This window comes from Pseudomonas sp. G7(2022) (assembly GCF_052660475.1).
In genome coordinates, this window is record NZ_CP109659.1 from 5,822,179 (window position 1) to 5,840,713 (window position 18,535).

13 protein-coding genes are annotated in these 18,535 nt (G+C 60.6%); 12 read left to right on the forward strand and 1 reads right to left on the reverse strand.

Annotated features, from left to right (window positions below):
- Positions 1–184: 184 nt before the first annotated feature.
- Positions 185–2,125 (reverse strand): BCCT family transporter, encoded by a 1,941-nt coding sequence (locus NE357_RS26705; protein WP_249314456.1) that lies wholly within the window; start codon positions 2,123–2,125, stop codon positions 185–187.
- A gap of 482 nt (positions 2,126–2,607) precedes the next feature.
- Between NE357_RS26705 and betI the strand changes: the two genes are divergently transcribed.
- From betI to yccS, 12 genes are all read left to right on the forward strand, one after another.
- Positions 2,608–3,201, forward strand: coding sequence for a transcriptional regulator BetI (betI, locus tag NE357_RS26710; protein WP_011336305.1), 594 nt, complete (start codon positions 2,608–2,610; stop codon positions 3,199–3,201).
- Between the two features lie 88 nt (positions 3,202–3,289).
- Entirely contained in the window at positions 3,290–4,762 is a 1,473-nt protein-coding gene (gene betB / locus NE357_RS26715; protein WP_085688619.1) for a betaine-aldehyde dehydrogenase, read from the forward strand.
- A gap of 180 nt (positions 4,763–4,942) precedes the next feature.
- The gene (betA, locus tag NE357_RS26720) at positions 4,943–6,646 is read left to right on the forward strand and encodes a choline dehydrogenase (protein ID WP_169432243.1); all 1,704 of its coding nucleotides are present in this window, start codon (positions 4,943–4,945) and stop codon (positions 6,644–6,646) included.
- Positions 6,647–6,831: 185 nt separating this feature from the next.
- Entirely contained in the window at positions 6,832–7,830 is a 999-nt protein-coding gene (locus NE357_RS26725) for a hypothetical protein (RefSeq protein WP_108184043.1), read from the forward strand.
- A complete protein-coding gene (locus NE357_RS26730) occupies positions 7,830–8,555 on the forward strand; it encodes an AzlC family ABC transporter permease (protein ID WP_169432244.1) in 726 nt (241 codons plus the stop codon). The genes NE357_RS26725 and NE357_RS26730 overlap by 1 nt, the downstream gene beginning before the upstream one ends.
- A complete protein-coding gene (locus tag NE357_RS26735) occupies positions 8,552–8,896 on the forward strand; it encodes an AzlD domain-containing protein (RefSeq protein ID WP_169432245.1) in 345 nt (114 codons plus the stop codon). Before NE357_RS26730 ends, NE357_RS26735 begins: the two co-directional genes overlap by 4 nt.
- A 219-nt stretch (positions 8,897–9,115) precedes the next feature.
- The gene (locus NE357_RS26740; RefSeq protein ID WP_169432246.1) at positions 9,116–10,558 is read left to right on the forward strand and encodes a TldD/PmbA family protein; all 1,443 of its coding nucleotides are present in this window, start codon (positions 9,116–9,118) and stop codon (positions 10,556–10,558) included.
- Positions 10,558–11,895, forward strand: a complete 1,338-nt coding sequence (locus NE357_RS26745) for a TldD/PmbA family protein (protein ID WP_169432247.1) — start codon at positions 10,558–10,560, stop codon at positions 11,893–11,895. The genes NE357_RS26740 and NE357_RS26745 overlap by 1 nt, the downstream gene beginning before the upstream one ends.
- A 64-nt stretch (positions 11,896–11,959) precedes the next feature.
- Positions 11,960–13,399, forward strand: coding sequence for a multidrug transporter subunit MdtD (gene mdtD / locus NE357_RS26750; RefSeq protein WP_169432248.1), 1,440 nt, complete (start codon positions 11,960–11,962; stop codon positions 13,397–13,399).
- Between the two features lie 80 nt (positions 13,400–13,479).
- The gene (gene dbpA, locus NE357_RS26755; RefSeq protein WP_085688634.1) at positions 13,480–14,865 is read left to right on the forward strand and encodes an ATP-dependent RNA helicase DbpA; all 1,386 of its coding nucleotides are present in this window, start codon (positions 13,480–13,482) and stop codon (positions 14,863–14,865) included.
- A 146-nt stretch (positions 14,866–15,011) separates the two neighbouring features.
- A complete protein-coding gene (locus NE357_RS26760; protein ID WP_169432249.1) occupies positions 15,012–16,190 on the forward strand; it encodes a BaiN/RdsA family NAD(P)/FAD-dependent oxidoreductase in 1,179 nt (392 codons plus the stop codon).
- Positions 16,191–16,344: 154 nt separating this feature from the next.
- The gene (gene yccS / locus NE357_RS26765; protein ID WP_169432250.1) at positions 16,345–18,528 is read left to right on the forward strand and encodes a YccS family putative transporter; all 2,184 of its coding nucleotides are present in this window, start codon (positions 16,345–16,347) and stop codon (positions 18,526–18,528) included.
- The last annotated feature ends 7 nt before the right edge of the window (positions 18,529–18,535 follow it).

The following is an 18,535-nucleotide window of genomic DNA, read 5'->3' on the forward strand; positions in this document are numbered from 1 at the left end:
TGGGTCAGGGAAAAGAGCCCCTCACCCTAGGCCTCTCCCAGAGGGAGAGGGAACCTACGGAGTTGCACTTTAAAGCTACATCGACCTGAGAAATCGAGTCGAACTCAGGTTTGGAAAAGCCCCCTATCTGCTCCCTTTCCCCCTCTCCCTAGGGGAGAGGGTTGGGGTGAGGGGGCTTTTGATCTTAGCTATACACCCGGCCAAGGAGCTGCCGATGGCTTTCAAACTGATCGAGCACATCGCGTGTGATCTGATCCTGTGTGAAGCCCATCAGGTCGTAATCCTGGCTGCCGTTGTGCAGATACACCTCGGCGCGGTAGTAACGCTGGCGCGCTTCATCGGACTGGGCCGACTCGGTCGGGGTCGCCAGATAGCCGTCCAGGCTCACTTCGTAGACGAAAGGGTTGCCCTCTTCCATCTCGACGCGCACGCCCATGCAACGCTTGGATTTACCCAGCAGCGTCTGCACTTCCAGACCCTGAATACGCAGCTGGGCAGCCGCATCGTCCAGCGCCGGGGTGACGTGTTTGTCCATGAAACGTTGCACCACCGACTGACTCGGTTGCAGATCCAGTTGAGTCAGGCGCTCGCTGAAACCACGACGACCGCGTTCAGCCAGTTGCGCTTGCTCCTGTTCGATCTGCATGTCCTGGCGCATTGCCTTGTGCAGGCCGAACATGAAGCACACCAGCACCACCGAGAACGGCAGACCGGCCAGCACCACCATGGTCTGCATGGCTTCGAAGTTACCGGCGAACAGCAGGCCGATGGTCACCAGAGTGATTACGACCGACCAGAAGATACGCAGCCAGTGCGGCGCGTCTTCGTCAACGGTGCCCCCCTTGCAGGAAAGGTTGGCCATCATCACCGCGCCGGAGTCGGCCGGGGTCAGGAACAGCACGAAACCTACGAAAATCGAAACACCGATGACGACTTTCGACGCCGGGTAGTGTTCCAGCAACTGATAGATCGCCATCGACGGCTGTTCCAGCGCCGTCTTGCCGAGTTCCACCGCACCGTGGTTCATCACCAGATCCAGTGCCGAGTTACCGAAGATCGACAGCCACGCCAGGGTGAAGCCCAGCGGAATCAGCAGCACGCCGGCCACCAGCTCACGCACGGTACGACCACGGGAAATCCGCGCGATGAACATGCCTACGAATGGGGCCCAGGAAATCCACCAGGCCCAGTAGAACAGAGTCCACAGACCCAGCCAGCGGTCGGACTTGGCACTGTCGCCTTCATAGACGTACAGGTCGAAGGTCTTCATGACCACGCCGTTGAGGTAGTCGCCGATGTTCTGCACGAAGCCGTTGAGCAGGTGCAGGGTCGGGCCGAACAGCAGCACGAAAATCAGCAGGCCGCTGAACAGAATGATGTTGAGGTTGGACAGACGACGGATGCCGTTTTCCACACCGGACACGGCAGCGATGGTCGCCACGGTGCTCATCACGATGATCACGATCAGCAGGTTGGTGTTGCTGTGCTCCATGCCGAACAGGTTTTCCAGGCCCGAGGACACTTGCAGCGAGCCAATCCCCAGGTTGGTCACCAGACCCAGCAGGGTCACGAACATGCCGAAACCGTCCACCGCATGACCGGCAGCGCCCTTGACCCAACGCTCGCCCACCAGCGGGTACAGCGCCGAACGCAGAGCCAGCGGCTGGTTATGACGGTAAGCAAAATAGGCCACGGCCAGACCGACCAGTGCGTAGATCGCCCAGCCATGCAGGCCCCAGTGCAGGAAGGTCAGCTGAACAGCCTGACGTGCCGCCATGTTGGTAGCGGACGCGCCTTCCGGCGGATTGAAGTAGTGATCCAGCGGCTCGGAGGCGCCGAAGTACAGCAGCGAAATACCGATACCCGACGAGAACAGCATCCCCGCCCAGGCGCCGTAACTGAAATCAGGGGTGTCGTCCTTGCTGCCCAGTTTGAGTTTGCCGTAGGAGGAAAACGCCAGGCCCACCACAAATACCAGGTAAGCGGCGATCACCACCATGTAGTACCAGCCGAAGCTGCGGGACAACCAGGCCTGAGCCACTCCCAGCATTCTGCCGGCCTCTTGCGGGGCGATGATCAGAATGGCGGTCAACAACAGAATCAGCGCGGTAGAGGTGTAGAACACCCAACCGTTGACCGTCACCTTCTCGGGCGGGGTCTTTATAAGCGAGGCAGAACTCATGGCACAAATGCTCCAGGCAGTGCGAGAGAAGAACACAAGGCAACACGGAACCCGACCAATCGGTTAGTTGGCAGCCGACCGGCGGGTGATATAAAGACACCCCGAAAAAAGCCCGAACCTGCAGAGATGGCACCGCGAATCGCCGTCGTGGCCGAGGCATGGACGTTCATCCGAAACCTGGCCTTGAGCGTCTTGCCCATTCAACACGTCCATCGAACGTCGAACCGCGCCTTGCCCCGCGCAGGTTTCGAGCATTTTCGGATGTCGGTTTATCGCCACTTACTCGTAGGAAAAAGCTGTAGGCAGCGACGATTTGTCGCAGATCTTATTCTTTGTTGATTGAACGTTCAATCAAAACAAAATAGACTGGCCCTCAATCCGATAGGCGTTTGTCGTCCGTCGGAAGGCCTAAGGAGATGTGCAAGATGCCCAAGGTCGGTATGCAACCCATCCGCCGCCAACAACTGATCGAAGCCACTTTGCAGGCTGTCGATCAGGTCGGAATGGGGGACGCCAGCATTGCGCTGATCGCCCGTCTGGCCGGTGTCTCGAATGGCATCATCAGTCACTATTTTCAGGACAAGAACGGCCTGATTGCCGCCACGATGCGGTATCTGATGAGCGTCCTCAGCGAGAACGTCACCGCGCGCCGTCAGGCGCTGGCAGACAGCAGCCCCCGGGCGCATCTGCAGGTGATCATCGAAGGCAACTTCGACGCCAGCCAGGTCAATGGCCCGGCAATGAAAACCTGGCTGGCCTTCTGGGCCACCAGCATGCACCAGCCGTCTTTGCACAGGTTGCAGCGGATCAACGATCACCGTCTGTATTCCAACCTGTGCTGCGAGTTCCGCCGTGTGTTGCCGCTCGAAGATGCGCGCACCGCCGCCCGTGGACTGGCAGCCCTGATCGACGGCTTGTGGTTGCGCGGCGCGCTGTCGGGAGACGCTTTCGACACCGCGCAGGCGCAACAGATCGCTTACGAATACATGGATTTCCAATTGGCCAAGCAGGTGAGCTAGAGCACAGAGAAAACGCTCGGCCCCTGAACGCCACCGCAGCCTGATCGCGGTGGTCAACGCCAACCACTTATGCACTTGCGAGGACACTATGGCCCGTTTCGAACTGCAAAAACTCTACATCGATGGCGCGTACTCCGACGCCGGCAGCGATGCCACCTTCGAAGCCATCAACCCGGCTAACGGTGAAGTCCTCGCACAAGTGCAACGTGCGACCAAGGAAGACGTCGAGCGTGCTGTAGTCAGCGCCGAAAAGGGCCAGAAGATCTGGGCCGCGATGACCGCCATGGAGCGTTCGCGCATCCTGCGTCGCGCCGTCGACATCCTGCGCGAGCGCAACGATGAACTGGCTGCACTGGAAACCCTGGACACCGGTAAAGCCTTCTCCGAAACCAAATACGTCGACATCGTCACCGGCGCCGACGTGCTGGAATACTACGCAGGCCTGGTACCCGCCATCGAAGGCGAGCAGATCCCGCTGCGTGACACTTCCTTCGTCTACACCCGTCGCGAGCCGCTGGGCGTTGTCGCCGGTATCGGTGCATGGAACTACCCGATCCAGATCGCCCTGTGGAAATCCGCTCCAGCCCTGGCGGCCGGTAACGCGATGATCTTCAAGCCAAGCGAAGTCACCTCGCTGACCACCCTGAAACTGGCCGAGATCTACACCGAAGCCGGCGTTCCAAACGGCGTGTTCAACGTCCTGACCGGCAGCGGCCGTGAAGTCGGCACCTGGCTGACCGAGCACCCGCGCATCGAGAAAATCTCCTTCACCGGCGGCACCGACACCGGCAAGAAGGTCATGGCCAGCGCTTCGGCTTCGTCGCTCAAAGACGTGACCATGGAACTGGGCGGCAAGTCCCCGCTGATCATCTGCGACGACGCCGACCTGGATCGCGCCGCCGACACCGCCATGATGGCCAACTTCTACAGCTCCGGTCAGGTCTGCACCAACGGCACTCGCGTGTTCGTGCCAAGCCACCTGAAAGCCGCTTTCGAAGCCAAGATCGTCGAGCGCGTTGCCCGCATCCGCGTTGGCAACCCGGAAGACGAAAACACCAACTTCGGCCCGCTGGTCAGCTTCGCGCACATGGAAAACGTGTTGGGCTACATCGCCAAGGGTAAAGAAGAAGGTGCCCGCGTTCTGTGCGGCGGCGAGCGCATGACCGACGGCGAATTCGCCAAAGGCGCGTTCGTGGCACCAACCGTGTTCACCGACTGCACCGACGACATGACCATCGTCCGTGAAGAAATCTTCGGCCCGGTGATGGCGATCCTGACCTACGAAACCGAAGAAGAAGTGATCCGTCGCGCCAACGACACCGACTTCGGCCTGGCCGCCGGTATCGTCACCCGCGACCTGAACCGCGCTCACCGCGTGATTCACCAACTGGAAGCCGGTATCTGCTGGATCAACGCCTGGGGCGAGTCCGACGCAAAAATGCCGGTTGGCGGTTACAAGCAGTCGGGTGTCGGTCGTGAGAACGGCATCAGCTCGCTGAACAACTTCACTCGCATCAAATCGGTACAGGTCGAGCTGGGCGATTACGTCTCGGTGTTCTAAGACCCGAGTCTCGTATTGCCTGCGAGGGCCTCTTCGCGGGCAAGCCCGCTCCCACAGGTTTGGGGTCGTCCTTCAAATCCGTGGCAACTCCCAATCCCTGTGGGAGCTGGCTTGCCAGCGATTCGAGTGCATAGCACTCGCCGAGGCCCGATCTGACCACATCTAAAGAGGGTGCATTCAATGTCCCAGGAATTCGATTACATCATTGTGGGTGCCGGTTCTGCCGGTAACACCCTGGCGACCCGTCTGACTGAAGACGAAGGCGTCACCGTCCTGCTGCTCGAAGCGGGCGGCCCGGACTACCGTTTTGACTTCCGCACGCAGATGCCGGCCGCACTGGCCTTCCCGCTGCAAGGTCGTCGCTACAACTGGGCGTACGAAACCGATCCGGAGCCACACATGGACGGCCGCCGCATGGAGTGCGGTCGCGGCAAGGGCCTCGGCGGCTCCTCGCTGATCAACGGCATGTGCTACATCCGCGGCAACGCGATGGACTACGACGGCTGGGCAAAACTACCAGGCCTGGAAGACTGGACTTACCTCGACTGCCTGCCGTATTTCCGTAAAGCGGAAACGCGCGACATCGGCCCGAACGACTACCACGGTGGCGACGGCCCGGTCAGCGTGACCACGCCGAAGGCAGGCAACAACCCGCTGTTCCACGCCATGGTTGAAGCCGGCGTACAGGCCGGTTACCCGCGCACCGAAGACTTGAACGGCTACCAGCAGGAAGGCTTCGGCCCGATGGACCGCACCGTGACGCCGAAAGGTCGTCGTGCTTCCACCGCCCGTGGTTACCTGGACGTGGCCAAGAAGCGTTCGACCCTGACCATCGTCACTCACGCCCTGACCGACAAGGTTCTGTTCGAAGGCAAACGTGCCATTGGCGTACGTTATCTGGTCGGCGCTGCCGAAGAGCGCGTTGAAGCCCGCGCCCGCAAAGAAGTCATCGTCTGCTCCGGCGCGATCGCTTCGCCGCAACTGCTGCAACGCTCCGGCGTCGGCCCGGCGAAACTGCTGGAAAGCCTCGACATCCCGGTCGTTCACGATCTGCCGGGCGTTGGCGAAAACCTGCAGGATCACCTTGAGCTGTACCTGCAATATGCCTGCACCCAACCGGTCTCGCTCTACCCGTCGCTGCTCTGGTACAACCAGCCGGCCATCGGTGCCGAGTGGCTGTTCAATGGCACCGGTATCGGCGCCAGCAACCAGTTCGAAGCCGGCGGTTTCATCCGTACCCGTCCGGAATTCGAGTGGCCGAACATCCAGTATCACTTCCTGCCCGTGGCGATTAACTACAACGGCAGCAACGGTGTGAAAGAGCACGGCTTCCAGGCGCACATGGGTTCCATGCGCTCGCCGAGCCGCGGTCGCATCCAGGTCAAATCCAAGGATCCGCGCCAGCACCCGAGCATTCTGTTCAACTACATGGCCACCGAGCAGGACTGGCAGGAGTTCCGCGACGGCATCCGCCTGACCCGTGAGATCATGCAACAGCCTGCACTGGACGCCTTCCGTGGCCGTGAAATCAGCCCGGGCATCGAAGTGCAAACCGATGAGCAGCTGGACAAGTTCATCCGCGAGCACGCCGAAACCGCGTTCCACCCGTCCTGCTCGTGCAAGATGGGCACCGACGAGATGGCGGTCGTGGACGGTCAGGGCCGCGTGCATGGCATGCAGGGTCTGCGCGTGGTCGATGCCTCGATCATGCCGATCATCACCACCGGCAACCTCAACGCCCCGACGATCATGATGGCCGAGAAAATCGCCGACAAGATCCGTGGCCGCCAGCCACTGCCGCGCAGCAACGCGCCGTACTATGTCGCTGGCGATGCGCCGGTGAAAGGCAAGGCGCTGCGTGATGTAACGCCTGCCGCTCACTGACAACCAACTGGCGCCGCCACAAAAAACCGCCACCTCTTTCAGAGGCTGGCGGTTTTTTTATTTAACCCTCCCTACTATTTAAAAGTGCAACTTCGACCGAACAAAACTCGCAATACTTACCAACTTTACCTCTCGATCAAACACACTAGAATGCGCGCCTCCAAAGTACGAACCAAGGAAGAACAATGCCATTCAACTACGCAAATGAGAACATGTCCGCCAGCTTCTTTCGGCATGCATTATCTAAAGAAAAAACCATCACGTTGGACTTCGGCTATTTAAGCGGCGTTATCGAGTCGTGGTGGCAAAAGAACAAGAATCAAAACCTGCACACCCTAAAAATACAACTTACAAATTTATTCATTAATTATCTCCACCCAGAAGACACCCTCTACTTTGACCAGGTCGGCACCCACAAAGGCATTGCCGCGGTGTGTATCAGAAATATTTTCAGCATCGACTGCCCTGCATTGGCCCTCACCGTCCATGAGGCGCTGGCCGACCTGTTCCACTTGACTGATATCAAGTACGAATACGAAGACCATAAAGCGTTGTACATGAAACCCTCCGCTGAAAAGTATCGGGAATGGGGTAATGGTTACGGTGACATCACCCCGCATTCAGATGATTTGTATGAAAGCCTGGACGTAGACTATCTTGCACTCACGGTGTGTCGGGACACGACTCGCACGCCGACCGCCTATTACTTTCCAGCCGACTTGCTGTTATCACTTGATGATGAAGAAATTCAAACCTTACTTGGCATGCAGGCGATTTTCATTTCAGGTAAAAACGTCAGCGGCTCGAAAGAGCGCGTTCGAAATGTCGTTGAATACAGTGAACTGTATGGCTACCGGTTTTCACTTGATTTCCGTATCGACATTCACAGCGGCGAGCGAATGCGTGCGTTCAACGGCGGTCAAGAGGTGTTGGACAAGATCCGCGCAGGGCTACCCACTGCCAAGTGCAATGTCTCAACAGCGCAGACCGGCACATTCCTGATCGTTGCCAATAACAAGATATTGCATGCTCGCCCCACTCTGAATATCAGCGCCGATGAGGTTCGCTCGCAAGCCGCAACTTCGACGCTGACCACTACGCCACGCTTGTTGTTTCGCAGCAAAGGGCCTCGCAAGCAGTATTACTCGCTGGACGAAAAGCACGCAGTCCGAGGAGCGGCTTGATGAAGGGCTGCCAGTCGTCATCCGACTCGACCTTCGCGCAGACACTCAAGGCGGGAGGGCGCGACGCTATCACCTTCGGCATCGCGTTCATTTTTCTGTATTTATCAATCGGAATGGTGGGCGCTGCTCAAGCGCTGACATTGAGTCAGACAATGGCAACGACCCTGTTGATTTTTTCGACACCGTTACAGTTTCTACTCATACAAAACTACAACGACGGATGGTTACTGCTCCCGATCATTCTGGCACTCAACGCCCGATTCGTTTTGCTTTCAGCGACGTTGGCACCGTACCTCAAGCAGACGTCGACGCCTAAGACTCTCGCGTCATTGATACTGCTGACACCCTCGATCTTCACGGCCTGCATAACGCGCTTCAAGCACAAGACGAGTTTCCCGTTCGCGTATTTTGTTGGCGTAGGCGCCCCCATCTTCGCCTTGTCGATCATCTGCACGTACGTCGGCTTTATCGCCGGCGCAGATTTTGCGTCACCGACCGTTGCAGCCGCCATGACGATGCTCTTGCCACTTCAGTTCACTGCGCTGGCCGGCAAGCACTGGCCGCACTACATGGAGGTCTCCAGCTACTGGCTGGGCTTCATCGGTGCCCCTTTGCTGGTGTTGCTCTTCAAGGACTACAGCTTGCTGATTACGCCCTTTGTGATCGGCGGCATGCTCGTAATGATTGAAAATATCCGTATTCGCCAAGGAACGGCTTCGCAATGACTCTCTGGATACTGATCGGCTTTGCCGCAATCACGGCTTTTGCATTTCGTGCATTACCGTTTGCTTTCAAAAACACCACGGCGCTGGCGCGCACCGACGGTTCTTTTTACCGCTTCGTCAGCTACAGCGCCCAGGCGATGTTGGGAGTGATCATTTATGACACGGCATTTGCCAGGCTCGACGGTCCGAGCCTGGTGCAACAGTTTCAGATTCTGGACGCACTGAAACTGCTGCTCTTGGTCGGAACATTTGCCGTAGTGGCCAGAACCCGAAAAATTCTGCCGGGTTTCTTTGCCAGCCTGCTGATTTACGTACTTGCATTCGCCTATTTGAATAACTGAAGTTTTACCGCAGAACCGGCCAGGGGCCCTTGGACACACTTGCTCAAGCACGCCCCTTTTGCCTGACGGGATGACTGCCACTCACAGAATATTTTCCCCTCCCGGGCGCCACCCTTGATACTCCCCCCCGCGCAGGCCTACTCTAGTCCTCGTCTGATCGCTTCATCCCCTCCCGCCGAATCCGCTGCGCCGCTACTCCCATAACAAGGAGGTTCCCTGATGTTCGATTTCCACCCCCAGCTCAAGCAGCGCTTCGCTGCCTTGCGCACGGGCGCCGAGTTTTTTTCCTTGCGGTATGTACGCGAGTCCGGCCAGTACCTGTCGGTGCGCAAGAATGTCGCCGAACCGCCGAGCCTGAGCCGCGACGAAGGCGCGATGCTCACCGTCCGCGTCAATGGCGTCGAAGCCTACGCCGCGACCAATGACCTGTCGCAACAAGGCCTGCAAGCCGCCCTCGAGCGCGCCGAACAGCAGGCCCGACGGATCAAGCCCCACGCCCTGCTCGACCTGAGCCGGCAGCCGGTCTCCAGCGACCGCGCCGACTACTTTTCACCCAATCTCGAACAACCTTTCCCGTCCCTGAGCGAATGCTTCGAGCTGCTCGGCGCGGAATCCGCCTCGGTGCCAAGGGATGAGCGCCTGGTGAATTGGGAAGTGAGCATCGGCATTACCCACGTCGAACAGATCTACCTGAGCAGCGCCGGGGCCCAATTGCGCCAGGCCCAGCGCTTCGTCTACCCGAGCCTGGACGTCACCGCCTACGACGGCAGCGACAGCCAGACCCGCAGCCTCGGCCGCGAGAACTTCGGCCAGCAAGGCGGCGCCGACGTGATCAGCCGCTGCGGCCTGATCGGCGCCGGCCCGCAAATCGCCGATCAGGCGCTGCAATTGCTGCTCGCGCCCAATACGCCGCAAGGTCCGCGCGATCTGCTGCTGATGCCCGACCAGATGATGCTGCAGATCCACGAATCCATCGGCCACCCGCTGGAGCTCGACCGTATCCTCGGTGACGAGCGCAATTACGCCGGCACCAGTTTCGTCAAAGCCTCGGATTTCGGAAGCCTGCAATACGGCTCGAAACTGCTCAACGTGACCTTCGATCCGGACATTCCCGAAGAACTGGCGAGTTACGGCCACGATGACGACGGCACAGCGGCGAGCAAGCAATTCCTGATTCGCGAAGGTCTGCTGGTCCGTCCGTTGGGCGGTGCGCTGTCGCAGTTCCGCGCGGGCCTGGACGGCGTCGCGAACAGCCGCGCCTGCGGCTGGAACCGACCACCGATCGACCGCATGGCCAACCTCAACATCGAGCCGGGAGACCAGTCGCTGGAGCAACTGATCGGCGGCATCGAAAACGGCATCCTGATGAGCACCAACCGTTCGTGGTCGATCGACGACGCGCGGAATAAATTCCAGTTCGGCTGCGAGTGGGGCCAACTGATTGAAAACGGCGAACTCAAGGGCGTGGTCAAAAACCCCAACTACCGGGGCATTTCCGCGCACTTCTGGAAGAGCCTGCGCGCGGTCGGCAACGCCGGTACCACCAGGGTGCTGGGCACGCCGAACTGCGGCAAGGGCGAACCGAACCAGGTGATCCGCGTCGGCCACGCTTCACCGGCCTGCGTGTTCAGCAATGTTGATGTGTTTGGGGGAGACGCCTGATGAGTATTTCCAAGAGCCAGGTCGAGGCCTTCAAGGTTCTGGTCAACTGGCTGTGCGATGCCGTGCGCGAGCCGGAACAGTTCACCCTGAGTTACGACGCCGAATCGTCGGCCTTCGTACGCTTCAACCACGCCAAGGTGCGTCAGGCCGGGCAAGTGCAACAAGCCGGTATCGGCCTGAAACTGATTGACGACGGGCGACATGCCGACCTGCACATCACCCTGTCCGGCGAGCAATCGACCGACCTGCAACGTCTCGCCGAAGGTCTGCAACAACTGCGCGAAACCCTGCCGCTGCTGCCGCAGGATCCGTATCTGCTGCTCAACCACAACGGCTGGCAGAGCCAGAACGTGCAGGAACATCCGCTGCCGGACACCGAGCAGGTTGTCGCTGAAATCGCTCAGGCTGCCGAAGGTCTGGATCTGGTCGGTTTCTATGCCGCAGGTCCGATCAGTCGTGGCTTCGCCAGTTCTTCAGGGGCGTTCGGCTGGCATCAGGCCAACAGTTTCAATTTCGACTTCAGCCTGTTCCACGAGAACGGCGAAGCGGTAAAAGCCAGCTACGCCGGACACGAGTGGAGCAGCGAAGGTTTCGCCAGACGTTTCCAGCAGGCCCGCGAGCAGCTCGAATTACTCGGTCGACCGTTGCGCACCTTGCCGCCGGGCCAATACCGAGCCTATCTGGCGCCGGCAGCGCTGGAAGAAATCATGGGCATGTTGTGCTGGGGCGGATTCTCCGCCCAGTCAATTGCCAGCAAGAGCAGCCCGTTGCAGAAACTGTATGCCGGCGATCAGGCGTTCAGTCCGCTGGTGTCCCTCGACGAAAAAATCAGCGGCTCGCTGAGCCCGGCGTTCTCTGGTGAAGGTTACCCGCGCAGTGACCTGCGGTTGATCATCGAAGGCAAGGCCGGCGAGCAACTGGTGGGTTCGCGCAGTGCTGCCGAATACGGTTTGGCGGCCAACGGTGCCGGTGGCGGCGAATCGCCGAGCGCACTGAACATGGGCGCTGGTGATCTGCCGCAGGCCGAAATCCTCAAACAATTGGGCACCGGCTTGTACATCAGCAACCTGTGGTACCTGAACTTCTCCGATCAACCGGCGGCGCGACTGACCGGCATGACCCGGTTTGCCACGTTCTGGGTCGAGAATGGCGAGATTCAGGCGCCGGTCAGCACCATGCGTTTCGACGACAGCGCCTACAGTCTGCTGGGTTCGCAGCTGGAAGCGTTGACCGCCGAGCGTGAGTTGTTGCTGTCGGCGAGCACCTACAGTCAGCGCAATACCTCCTCGGCGCTGTTGCCGGGGGCGCTGGTAAGCCGTTTGACCCTGACCCTCTGATACAAATCGTTCCCGCGCCTTGCGCGGGAACGATCACTCACTGCCCCACACCACAAGAGGTTCCATGCCCAACCGCCCGCCTCTCGACGCCATCACCGCCCGCTGGTTGCCATGGGTCGTCGCCATCGCTTTCTTCATGCAGTCCCTCGACGGGACCATCCTCAACACCGCCCTGCCAGCCATGGCTCGGGATCTGGCCGAAGACCCGCTGCGAATGCAGGGTGTGGTCATCGCCTACATGCTCACCGTGGCGTTGCTGATTCCGGCCTCGGGCTGGATCGCCGACCGCTTCGGCACCAAGAAGATCTTCTTCGGCGCGATCCTGCTGTTCAGCATCGGCTCGCTGCTCTGCGCCCTGTCGAGCAGCCTGACCATGCTGGTCGGCGCCCGGGTCATCCAGGGCCTCGGTGGTGCGCTGATGCTGCCGGTCGGACGCCTGGTGGTGCTGCGCGCCTACCCGCGTTCCGAACTCGTACGAATCATGGGCTTCATCACCATTCCCGGCCTGCTCGGCCCGCTGATCGGCCCGACCATGGGCGGCTGGATGGTGCAGTACCTGACATGGCACTGGATTTTTCTGATCAACCTGCCGGTCGGCGTCATCGGCTGCTATGCGGTGTGGAAGTTCATTCCCGACCTGCGCGGAAGCGAGCGCACACGCTTCGATAGCCTCGGTTTCCTGCTGTTCGGCGCGGCGATGATTCTGATCACCATCGCCATGGAAGGGCTTGGCGAATTGCACCTGCCGCACTTGCGCGTGATGTTGCTGCTGTTCGGTGGCATGGCGTGTCTGGCGGCGTACTGGTTGCGTGCCGGACGTATCGAGAATCCGCTGTTCGCACCTTCGCTGTTCAAGACACGGACGTTTGCGGTCGGAATCATCGGCAACCTGTTCGCCCGCCTGGGCAGCGGCGCGTTGCCGTTTCTGGTGCCGCTGCTGCTGCAGGTGGCGCTGGGCTATTCACCGTCGCAGGCCGGGATGAGCATGCTGCCGCTGGCGGCGGCCGCGATGTTTGCCAAGTGGATGGCGCGACCGCTGATCGAACGCCTCGGTTACCGCATCGTACTCACCGGCAACACGCTGGCGTTGGGGATCATGCTGGCGAGCATGGGCCTAGTCAGCGAGCAGACACCGTACTGGCTGTTGTTGTGCCTGCTGGCGATTCTCGGCGCGATCAACTCGCTGCAATTCACCGCGATGAACACCGTGACCCTGATCGATCTCGACGATGCCAGCGCCAGCAGCGGCAACAGTCTGCTGTCGGTGGTCGCACAGCTGTCGCTGAGTCTCGGGGTGGCCTGCGCCGGTGCCTTGCTCGGCGGCTTCACGGCGGAAATCGGTAATGATGGCGTGGAAACCGTGCTGGGCGCATTCCAGCTGACATTCGTGACGGTGGGTGTCATGGCCATGCTGGCCGCGACGATCTTCTCGCAACTCTCGAAAGAGGACGGCCGGCGCGTCAAACGTCGCGATGAACATCCGGACGAACACATCGAACATTAATCGCTGTTCGTCCAGAACTTTCGAGGAAAGTGGCACGGGGCTGCTACACTGCGCGACATTTTGTTTTGCAGGCCAGTCCCGTGACCACCATCGCCACCGCTTTTAATACTTTGCCGCTGTCCGCCGCCATGCTGGCTAACCTCGACTCCCTCGGTTATGCCCAGATGACGCCGATCCAGGCGCAGAGCTTGCCGGTGATCCTCAAGGGGATGGACCTGATCGCCCAGGCCAAGACCGGCAGCGGCAAGACTGCCGCGTTCGGCATCGGCCTGCTGAACCCGATCAATCCGCGCTACTTCGGTTGCCAGGCGCTGGTCATCTGCCCGACCCGCGAGCTGGCCGACCAGGTCGCCAAGGAAATCCGTCGCCTGGCCCGCGCCGAAGACAACATCAAGGTCCTGACCCTGTGCGGTGGCGTGTCGTTCGGCCCGCAGATCGCCTCGCTGGAGCACGGCGCGCACATCATCGTCGGCACCCCGGGGCGTATCCAGCAGCACCTGCGCAAGGGTTCGCTGGTCCTCGACGGCCTGAACACGCTGATCCTCGACGAAGCCGACCGCATGCTCGACATGGGTTTCTACGACGCCATCGAAGACATCATCGAGCAGACCCCGGCCCGTCGTCAGACCCTGCTGTTCTCGGCGACCTACCCGGTGGGCATCAAGCAACTGGCGTCGAAGTTCATGCGCGATCCGCAAACGGTGAAAGCCGAAGCGTTCCACGACGACACCCAGATCGAACAGCGCTTCTACGAAATTTCCCCGGAAGAGCGCATGAGTGCGGTGACCAAGGTCCTGCACCACTTCCGCCCGGCCTCCACCGTGGCCTTCTGCTTCACCAAGCAGCAAGTGCAGGAAACCGTCGATCACCTGACCTCCAAGGGCATTTCCGCCGTCGGCCTGCACGGCGATCTGGAACAGCGTGACCGCGACCAGGTACTGGCGATGTTTGCCAACCGCAGCACTTCGGTACTGGTTGCCACTGACGTTGCCGCACGCGGCCTGGACATCGACTCGCTGGACATGGTGATCAACGTCGAACTGGCCCGCGACTCGGAAATCCACATTCACCGCGTCGGCCGTACCGGTCGTGCCGGCGAGAAAGGCATCGCGGTCAGCCTGGTGGCGCCGTCCGAAGCGCACCGCGCCCAGGCCATCGAACAACTGCAGAAAACCCCGCTGAACTGGGATCAGGTGGACAACCTCAAGTCCCAGGGCGGTGCCCCGCTGCAACCGCCGATGAGCACGCTGTGCATCGCTGGCGGGCGCAAGGACAAGGTGCGTCCGGGCGACATTCTCGGCGCACTGACAGGCGAAGCCGGCATTCCGGGCGCCCAGGTCGGCAAGATCGCGATCTTCGACTTCCAGTCCTATGTGGCCGTTGAACGCACCGTGGTCATGCAGGCGCTGCAGCGTTTGAACAACGGCAAGATCAAGGGCCGTTCGCTGCGCGTTCGCGTCTTGTAAGAACAACGCACGCCCCTGTGGGAGCGAGCCTGCTCGCGATTGCAATCTGTCAGTTGATATCTTTGTGACTGACACACCGCTATCGCGAGCAGGCTCGCTCCCACATTGGTTTCCGGTGAATTTGAATTTTGTGTGAGGACACCGTTTTGCGCTCTACCGAAGTCGTGATCATTGGCGCTGGCGCCGCAGGGTTGATGTGTGCACTGACCGCCGCCGGGCGCGGGCGTCAGGTGATGCTGCTCGACCACGCGAACAAGGCCGGCAAGAAAATCCTGATGTCCGGCGGTGGGCGCTGCAACTTCACCAACCTGTACACCGAGCCGAGCAATTTCCTCTCGCAGAATCCGCACTTCTGCAAATCCGCACTGGCCCGCTACACCCAGTGGGATTTCATCGGCATGGTCGCCAAACACGGCGTGCCGTATCACGAGAAAAAACTCGGCCAGTTGTTCTGCGATAACAAATCCAGCGACATCCTCGGCATGCTGCTGGACGAGTGCGATCAGGTCGGCGTCAACCTGCACCTGGACACTTCGATCCAGACCATCGAAAAGGTCGAGGGCGGTTACCTGCTCGACACCACCCTCGGCCAGATCCAGTGCCAGTCGCTGGTGATCGCCACCGGCGGTCTGTCGATCCCGACGCTGGGCGCGACCGGTTTCGGTTACCAGGTCGCCAAGCAATTCGGCCACGACCTGCTGCCGACCCGCGCCGGCCTGGTGCCGTTCACCATCACCGATCAGCTCAAGGATTTATGCACCGAACTGTCGGGTACATCGGTGGACTGTCTGGTGAGCTGCAACGATCAGAGCTTTCGCGAGAACATCCTGTTCACTCACCGCGGTCTCAGCGGCCCGGCGATTCTGCAGATTTCCTCGTTCTGGGAGCCGGGCGACACGGTCGAGATCAACCTGCTGCCCGATCACGACGCCGCGAGCTGGCTGCAACAGCAAACTGCCGAGCGTCCGAACAGCGAACTGAAAACCCTGCTCGGCGAAATCTTCACCAAGAAGATGGCCAACCTGCTGGCGGACAACTGGTTCGTCTCCAAACCGATGAAGCAGTACACCCACGCCGAACTGGCAGACATCGCCGAGAAGCTCGGCAGCTGGAAAGTCGTGCCGGCCGGCACCGAAGGCTACCGCACCGCCGAAGTCACCCTTGGTGGCGTCGACACCCGCGAAGTGTCGTCCAAGACCATGGAGTCGCTGAAAAGCCCGGGCCTCTACTTCGTCGGCGAAGTGCTCGACGTCACCGGGCATCTGGGCGGTTTCAACTTCCAGTGGGCCTGGGCCTCGGGTTACGCAGCCGCGCAATACGTCTGACGAATATCAAACTGTGGGACCGAGCCTGCTCCCACATTTGTTATCGGTGAAGCTGTAGGGAACACTTTTTGCTGCCAGATGTGATCGGCGCCATTGCGTCGGCGTCATTACTGGCTCAATTTAGCGGCATCGCCTCGGAAGGCCTTCGCACTTCATGTCCTCGACCTCGTTTCGTCAGTCTTTGCGGCGCCTGTGGGCGCTGGATAAATTCAGCTACAGCGTGCGGGTGTTCATCGCCCTGACCGGCAGCATGGCGCTGTGTTGGTATCAGGATGAAATGGGGCTGCTGATCCCGCTGTTCCTCGGGATCATCGCCAGCGCCCTGGCCGAGACCGACGACAGTTGGCAGGGCCGCCTCAACGCACTGGCGGTGACGCTGGTGTGTTTCAGCGTTGCAGCGCTGTCGGTGGAATTGCTGTTCCCCTACCCCATCGTTTTCGTCATCGCCCTGGCACTGGCCAGTTTCGGGCTGACCATGCTCGGCGCGCTTGGCGAGCGTTATGGCGCGATTGCTTCGGCGACCCTGATTCTCTCCGTCTACACCATGATCGGCGTGGACCAGCGCGGTGGCGCGGTCACGGATTTCTGGCACGAACCGATGCTGCTGGTGGCCGGCGCCGCGTGGTACGGCTTGCTGTCAGTGTTGTGGCAGGCGATGTTTTCCAATCAACCGGTGCAGCAGAGCCTGGCGCGGCTGTTCCGTGAGCTGGGTTATTACCTGAAGCTCAAAGCCTCGCTGTTCGAGCCGATCCGTCAGCTGGACGTCGAAGCGCGTCGACTGGAACTGGCCCAACAAAACGGCCGCGTCGTGGCGGCACTGAACAGCGCCAAGGAAATCATTCTCCATCGGGTCGGCAACGGGCGCCCCGGCTCGAAAGTCAGCCGCTACCTGAAGCTGTACTTCCTGGCGCAAGACATCCACGAACGCGCCAGTTCTTCGCACTACCCTTACAACGCCCTGGCCGATGCTTTTTTCCACAGCGACGTGCTGTTCCGCTGCCAACGCCTGCTGCGCCAGCAAGGCAAGGCCTGCCGGGCGCTGGCCGAATCGATCCAGATGCGCCAGCCGTTCATCTACGACGCGAGTTTCGCCGAGGCCCTGAGCGACCTGCACGCCTCCCTCGAACACCTGCGCATCCAGAGCAACCCGGCCTGGCGCGGGTTGCTGCGTTCGCTGCGGGCGCTGGCGGCCAACCTCGGCACCCTCGACCGTTTGCTCAGCGATGCCAGCAACCCCGACGCATTGGCCGATGCCACCGACAGCAGCCTGCTCGACCGCTCGCCACGCAACTTCAAGGATGTCCTGACTCGTCTGCGCACCCAGCTGACGCCAACGTCATTGCTGTTTCGCCATGCCCTGCGCCTGCCGCTGGCGCTGAGCATCGGTTACGGCATGGTGCATCTGATTCACCCGTCGCAGGGTTACTGGATCATCCTCACCACGCTGTTCGTCTGCCAGCCGAACTACGGCGCCACCCGGCGCAAACTCGGCCAGCGGATTCTCGGCACCGCCATCGGCCTGACCATCGCCTGGGCGTTGTTCGATCTGTTCCCGAGCCCGCTGGTGCAGTCGTGCTTCGCCATCGCCGCCGGCGTGGTGTTCTTTACCAACCGCACCACCCGCTACACCGTAGCGACCGCCGCGATCACAATCATGGTGCTGTTCTGCTTCAACCAGGTCGGCGACGGCTACGGGCTGTTCGTGCCGCGCCTGTTCGATACCCTGCTCGGCAGCCTGATCGCAGGCCTGACGGTGATCCTGTTCCTGCCGGACTGGCAGGGTCGGCGCCTGAACAAAGTGCTGGCCAACACCCTGACCTGCAACAGCATCTACCTGCGCCAGATCATGCAGCAATACGCTGCCGGCAAGAGCGACGACCTCGCCTATCGCCTCGCCCGACGCAACGCGCACAACGCCGACGCGGCACTGTCGACCACGCTGGCGAACATGCTGATGGAGCCGGGGCATTTCCGAAAGGAAGCCGACGTCGGCTTCCGCTTCCTGGTGCTGTCGCACACGCTGCTCAGTTATCTGTCGGGCCTTGGCGCGCACCGGGAAACCCAGTTGCCGGCCGACGTGCGTGAGCACCTGATCGATGGGGCCGGGGTGAAACTGGCCAGCAGCATTGACGAGATCGCCCAGGGTCTGGCGAGCAAACAACCGATTGCGATCCAGAGCGATGAGGAAGAAGCGCTGGCCAACGAGCTGGAGCAGATGCCGGACGAAATCGATGAAGGCCAGCGACTGGTGCAGACACAGCTGGCGCTGATCTGCCGTCAGCTCGGCCCGTTGCGTACGCTGGCGGCGCACCTGATCAAAGACACCAGTGAGGATTGAGTCAGGC

Coding starts and splice junctions, on each gene's coding strand:
- NE357_RS26725 (WP_108184043.1), top strand. CDS start 6,832: ATGCCATTCAACTACGCAAATGAGAACATGTCCGCCAGCTTCTTTCGG.
- yccS (WP_169432250.1), top strand. CDS start 16,345: ATGTCCTCGACCTCGTTTCGTCAGTCTTTGCGGCGCCTGTGGGCGCTG.
- betB (WP_085688619.1), top strand. CDS start 3,290: ATGGCCCGTTTCGAACTGCAAAAACTCTACATCGATGGCGCGTACTCC.
- NE357_RS26745 (WP_169432247.1), top strand. CDS start 10,558: ATGAGTATTTCCAAGAGCCAGGTCGAGGCCTTCAAGGTTCTGGTCAAC.
- NE357_RS26735 (WP_169432245.1), top strand. CDS start 8,552: ATGACTCTCTGGATACTGATCGGCTTTGCCGCAATCACGGCTTTTGCA.
- mdtD (WP_169432248.1), top strand. CDS start 11,960: ATGCCCAACCGCCCGCCTCTCGACGCCATCACCGCCCGCTGGTTGCCA.
- betI (WP_011336305.1), top strand. CDS start 2,608: ATGCCCAAGGTCGGTATGCAACCCATCCGCCGCCAACAACTGATCGAA.
- NE357_RS26740 (WP_169432246.1), top strand. CDS start 9,116: ATGTTCGATTTCCACCCCCAGCTCAAGCAGCGCTTCGCTGCCTTGCGC.
- betA (WP_169432243.1), top strand. CDS start 4,943: ATGTCCCAGGAATTCGATTACATCATTGTGGGTGCCGGTTCTGCCGGT.
- NE357_RS26730 (WP_169432244.1), top strand. CDS start 7,830: ATGAAGGGCTGCCAGTCGTCATCCGACTCGACCTTCGCGCAGACACTC.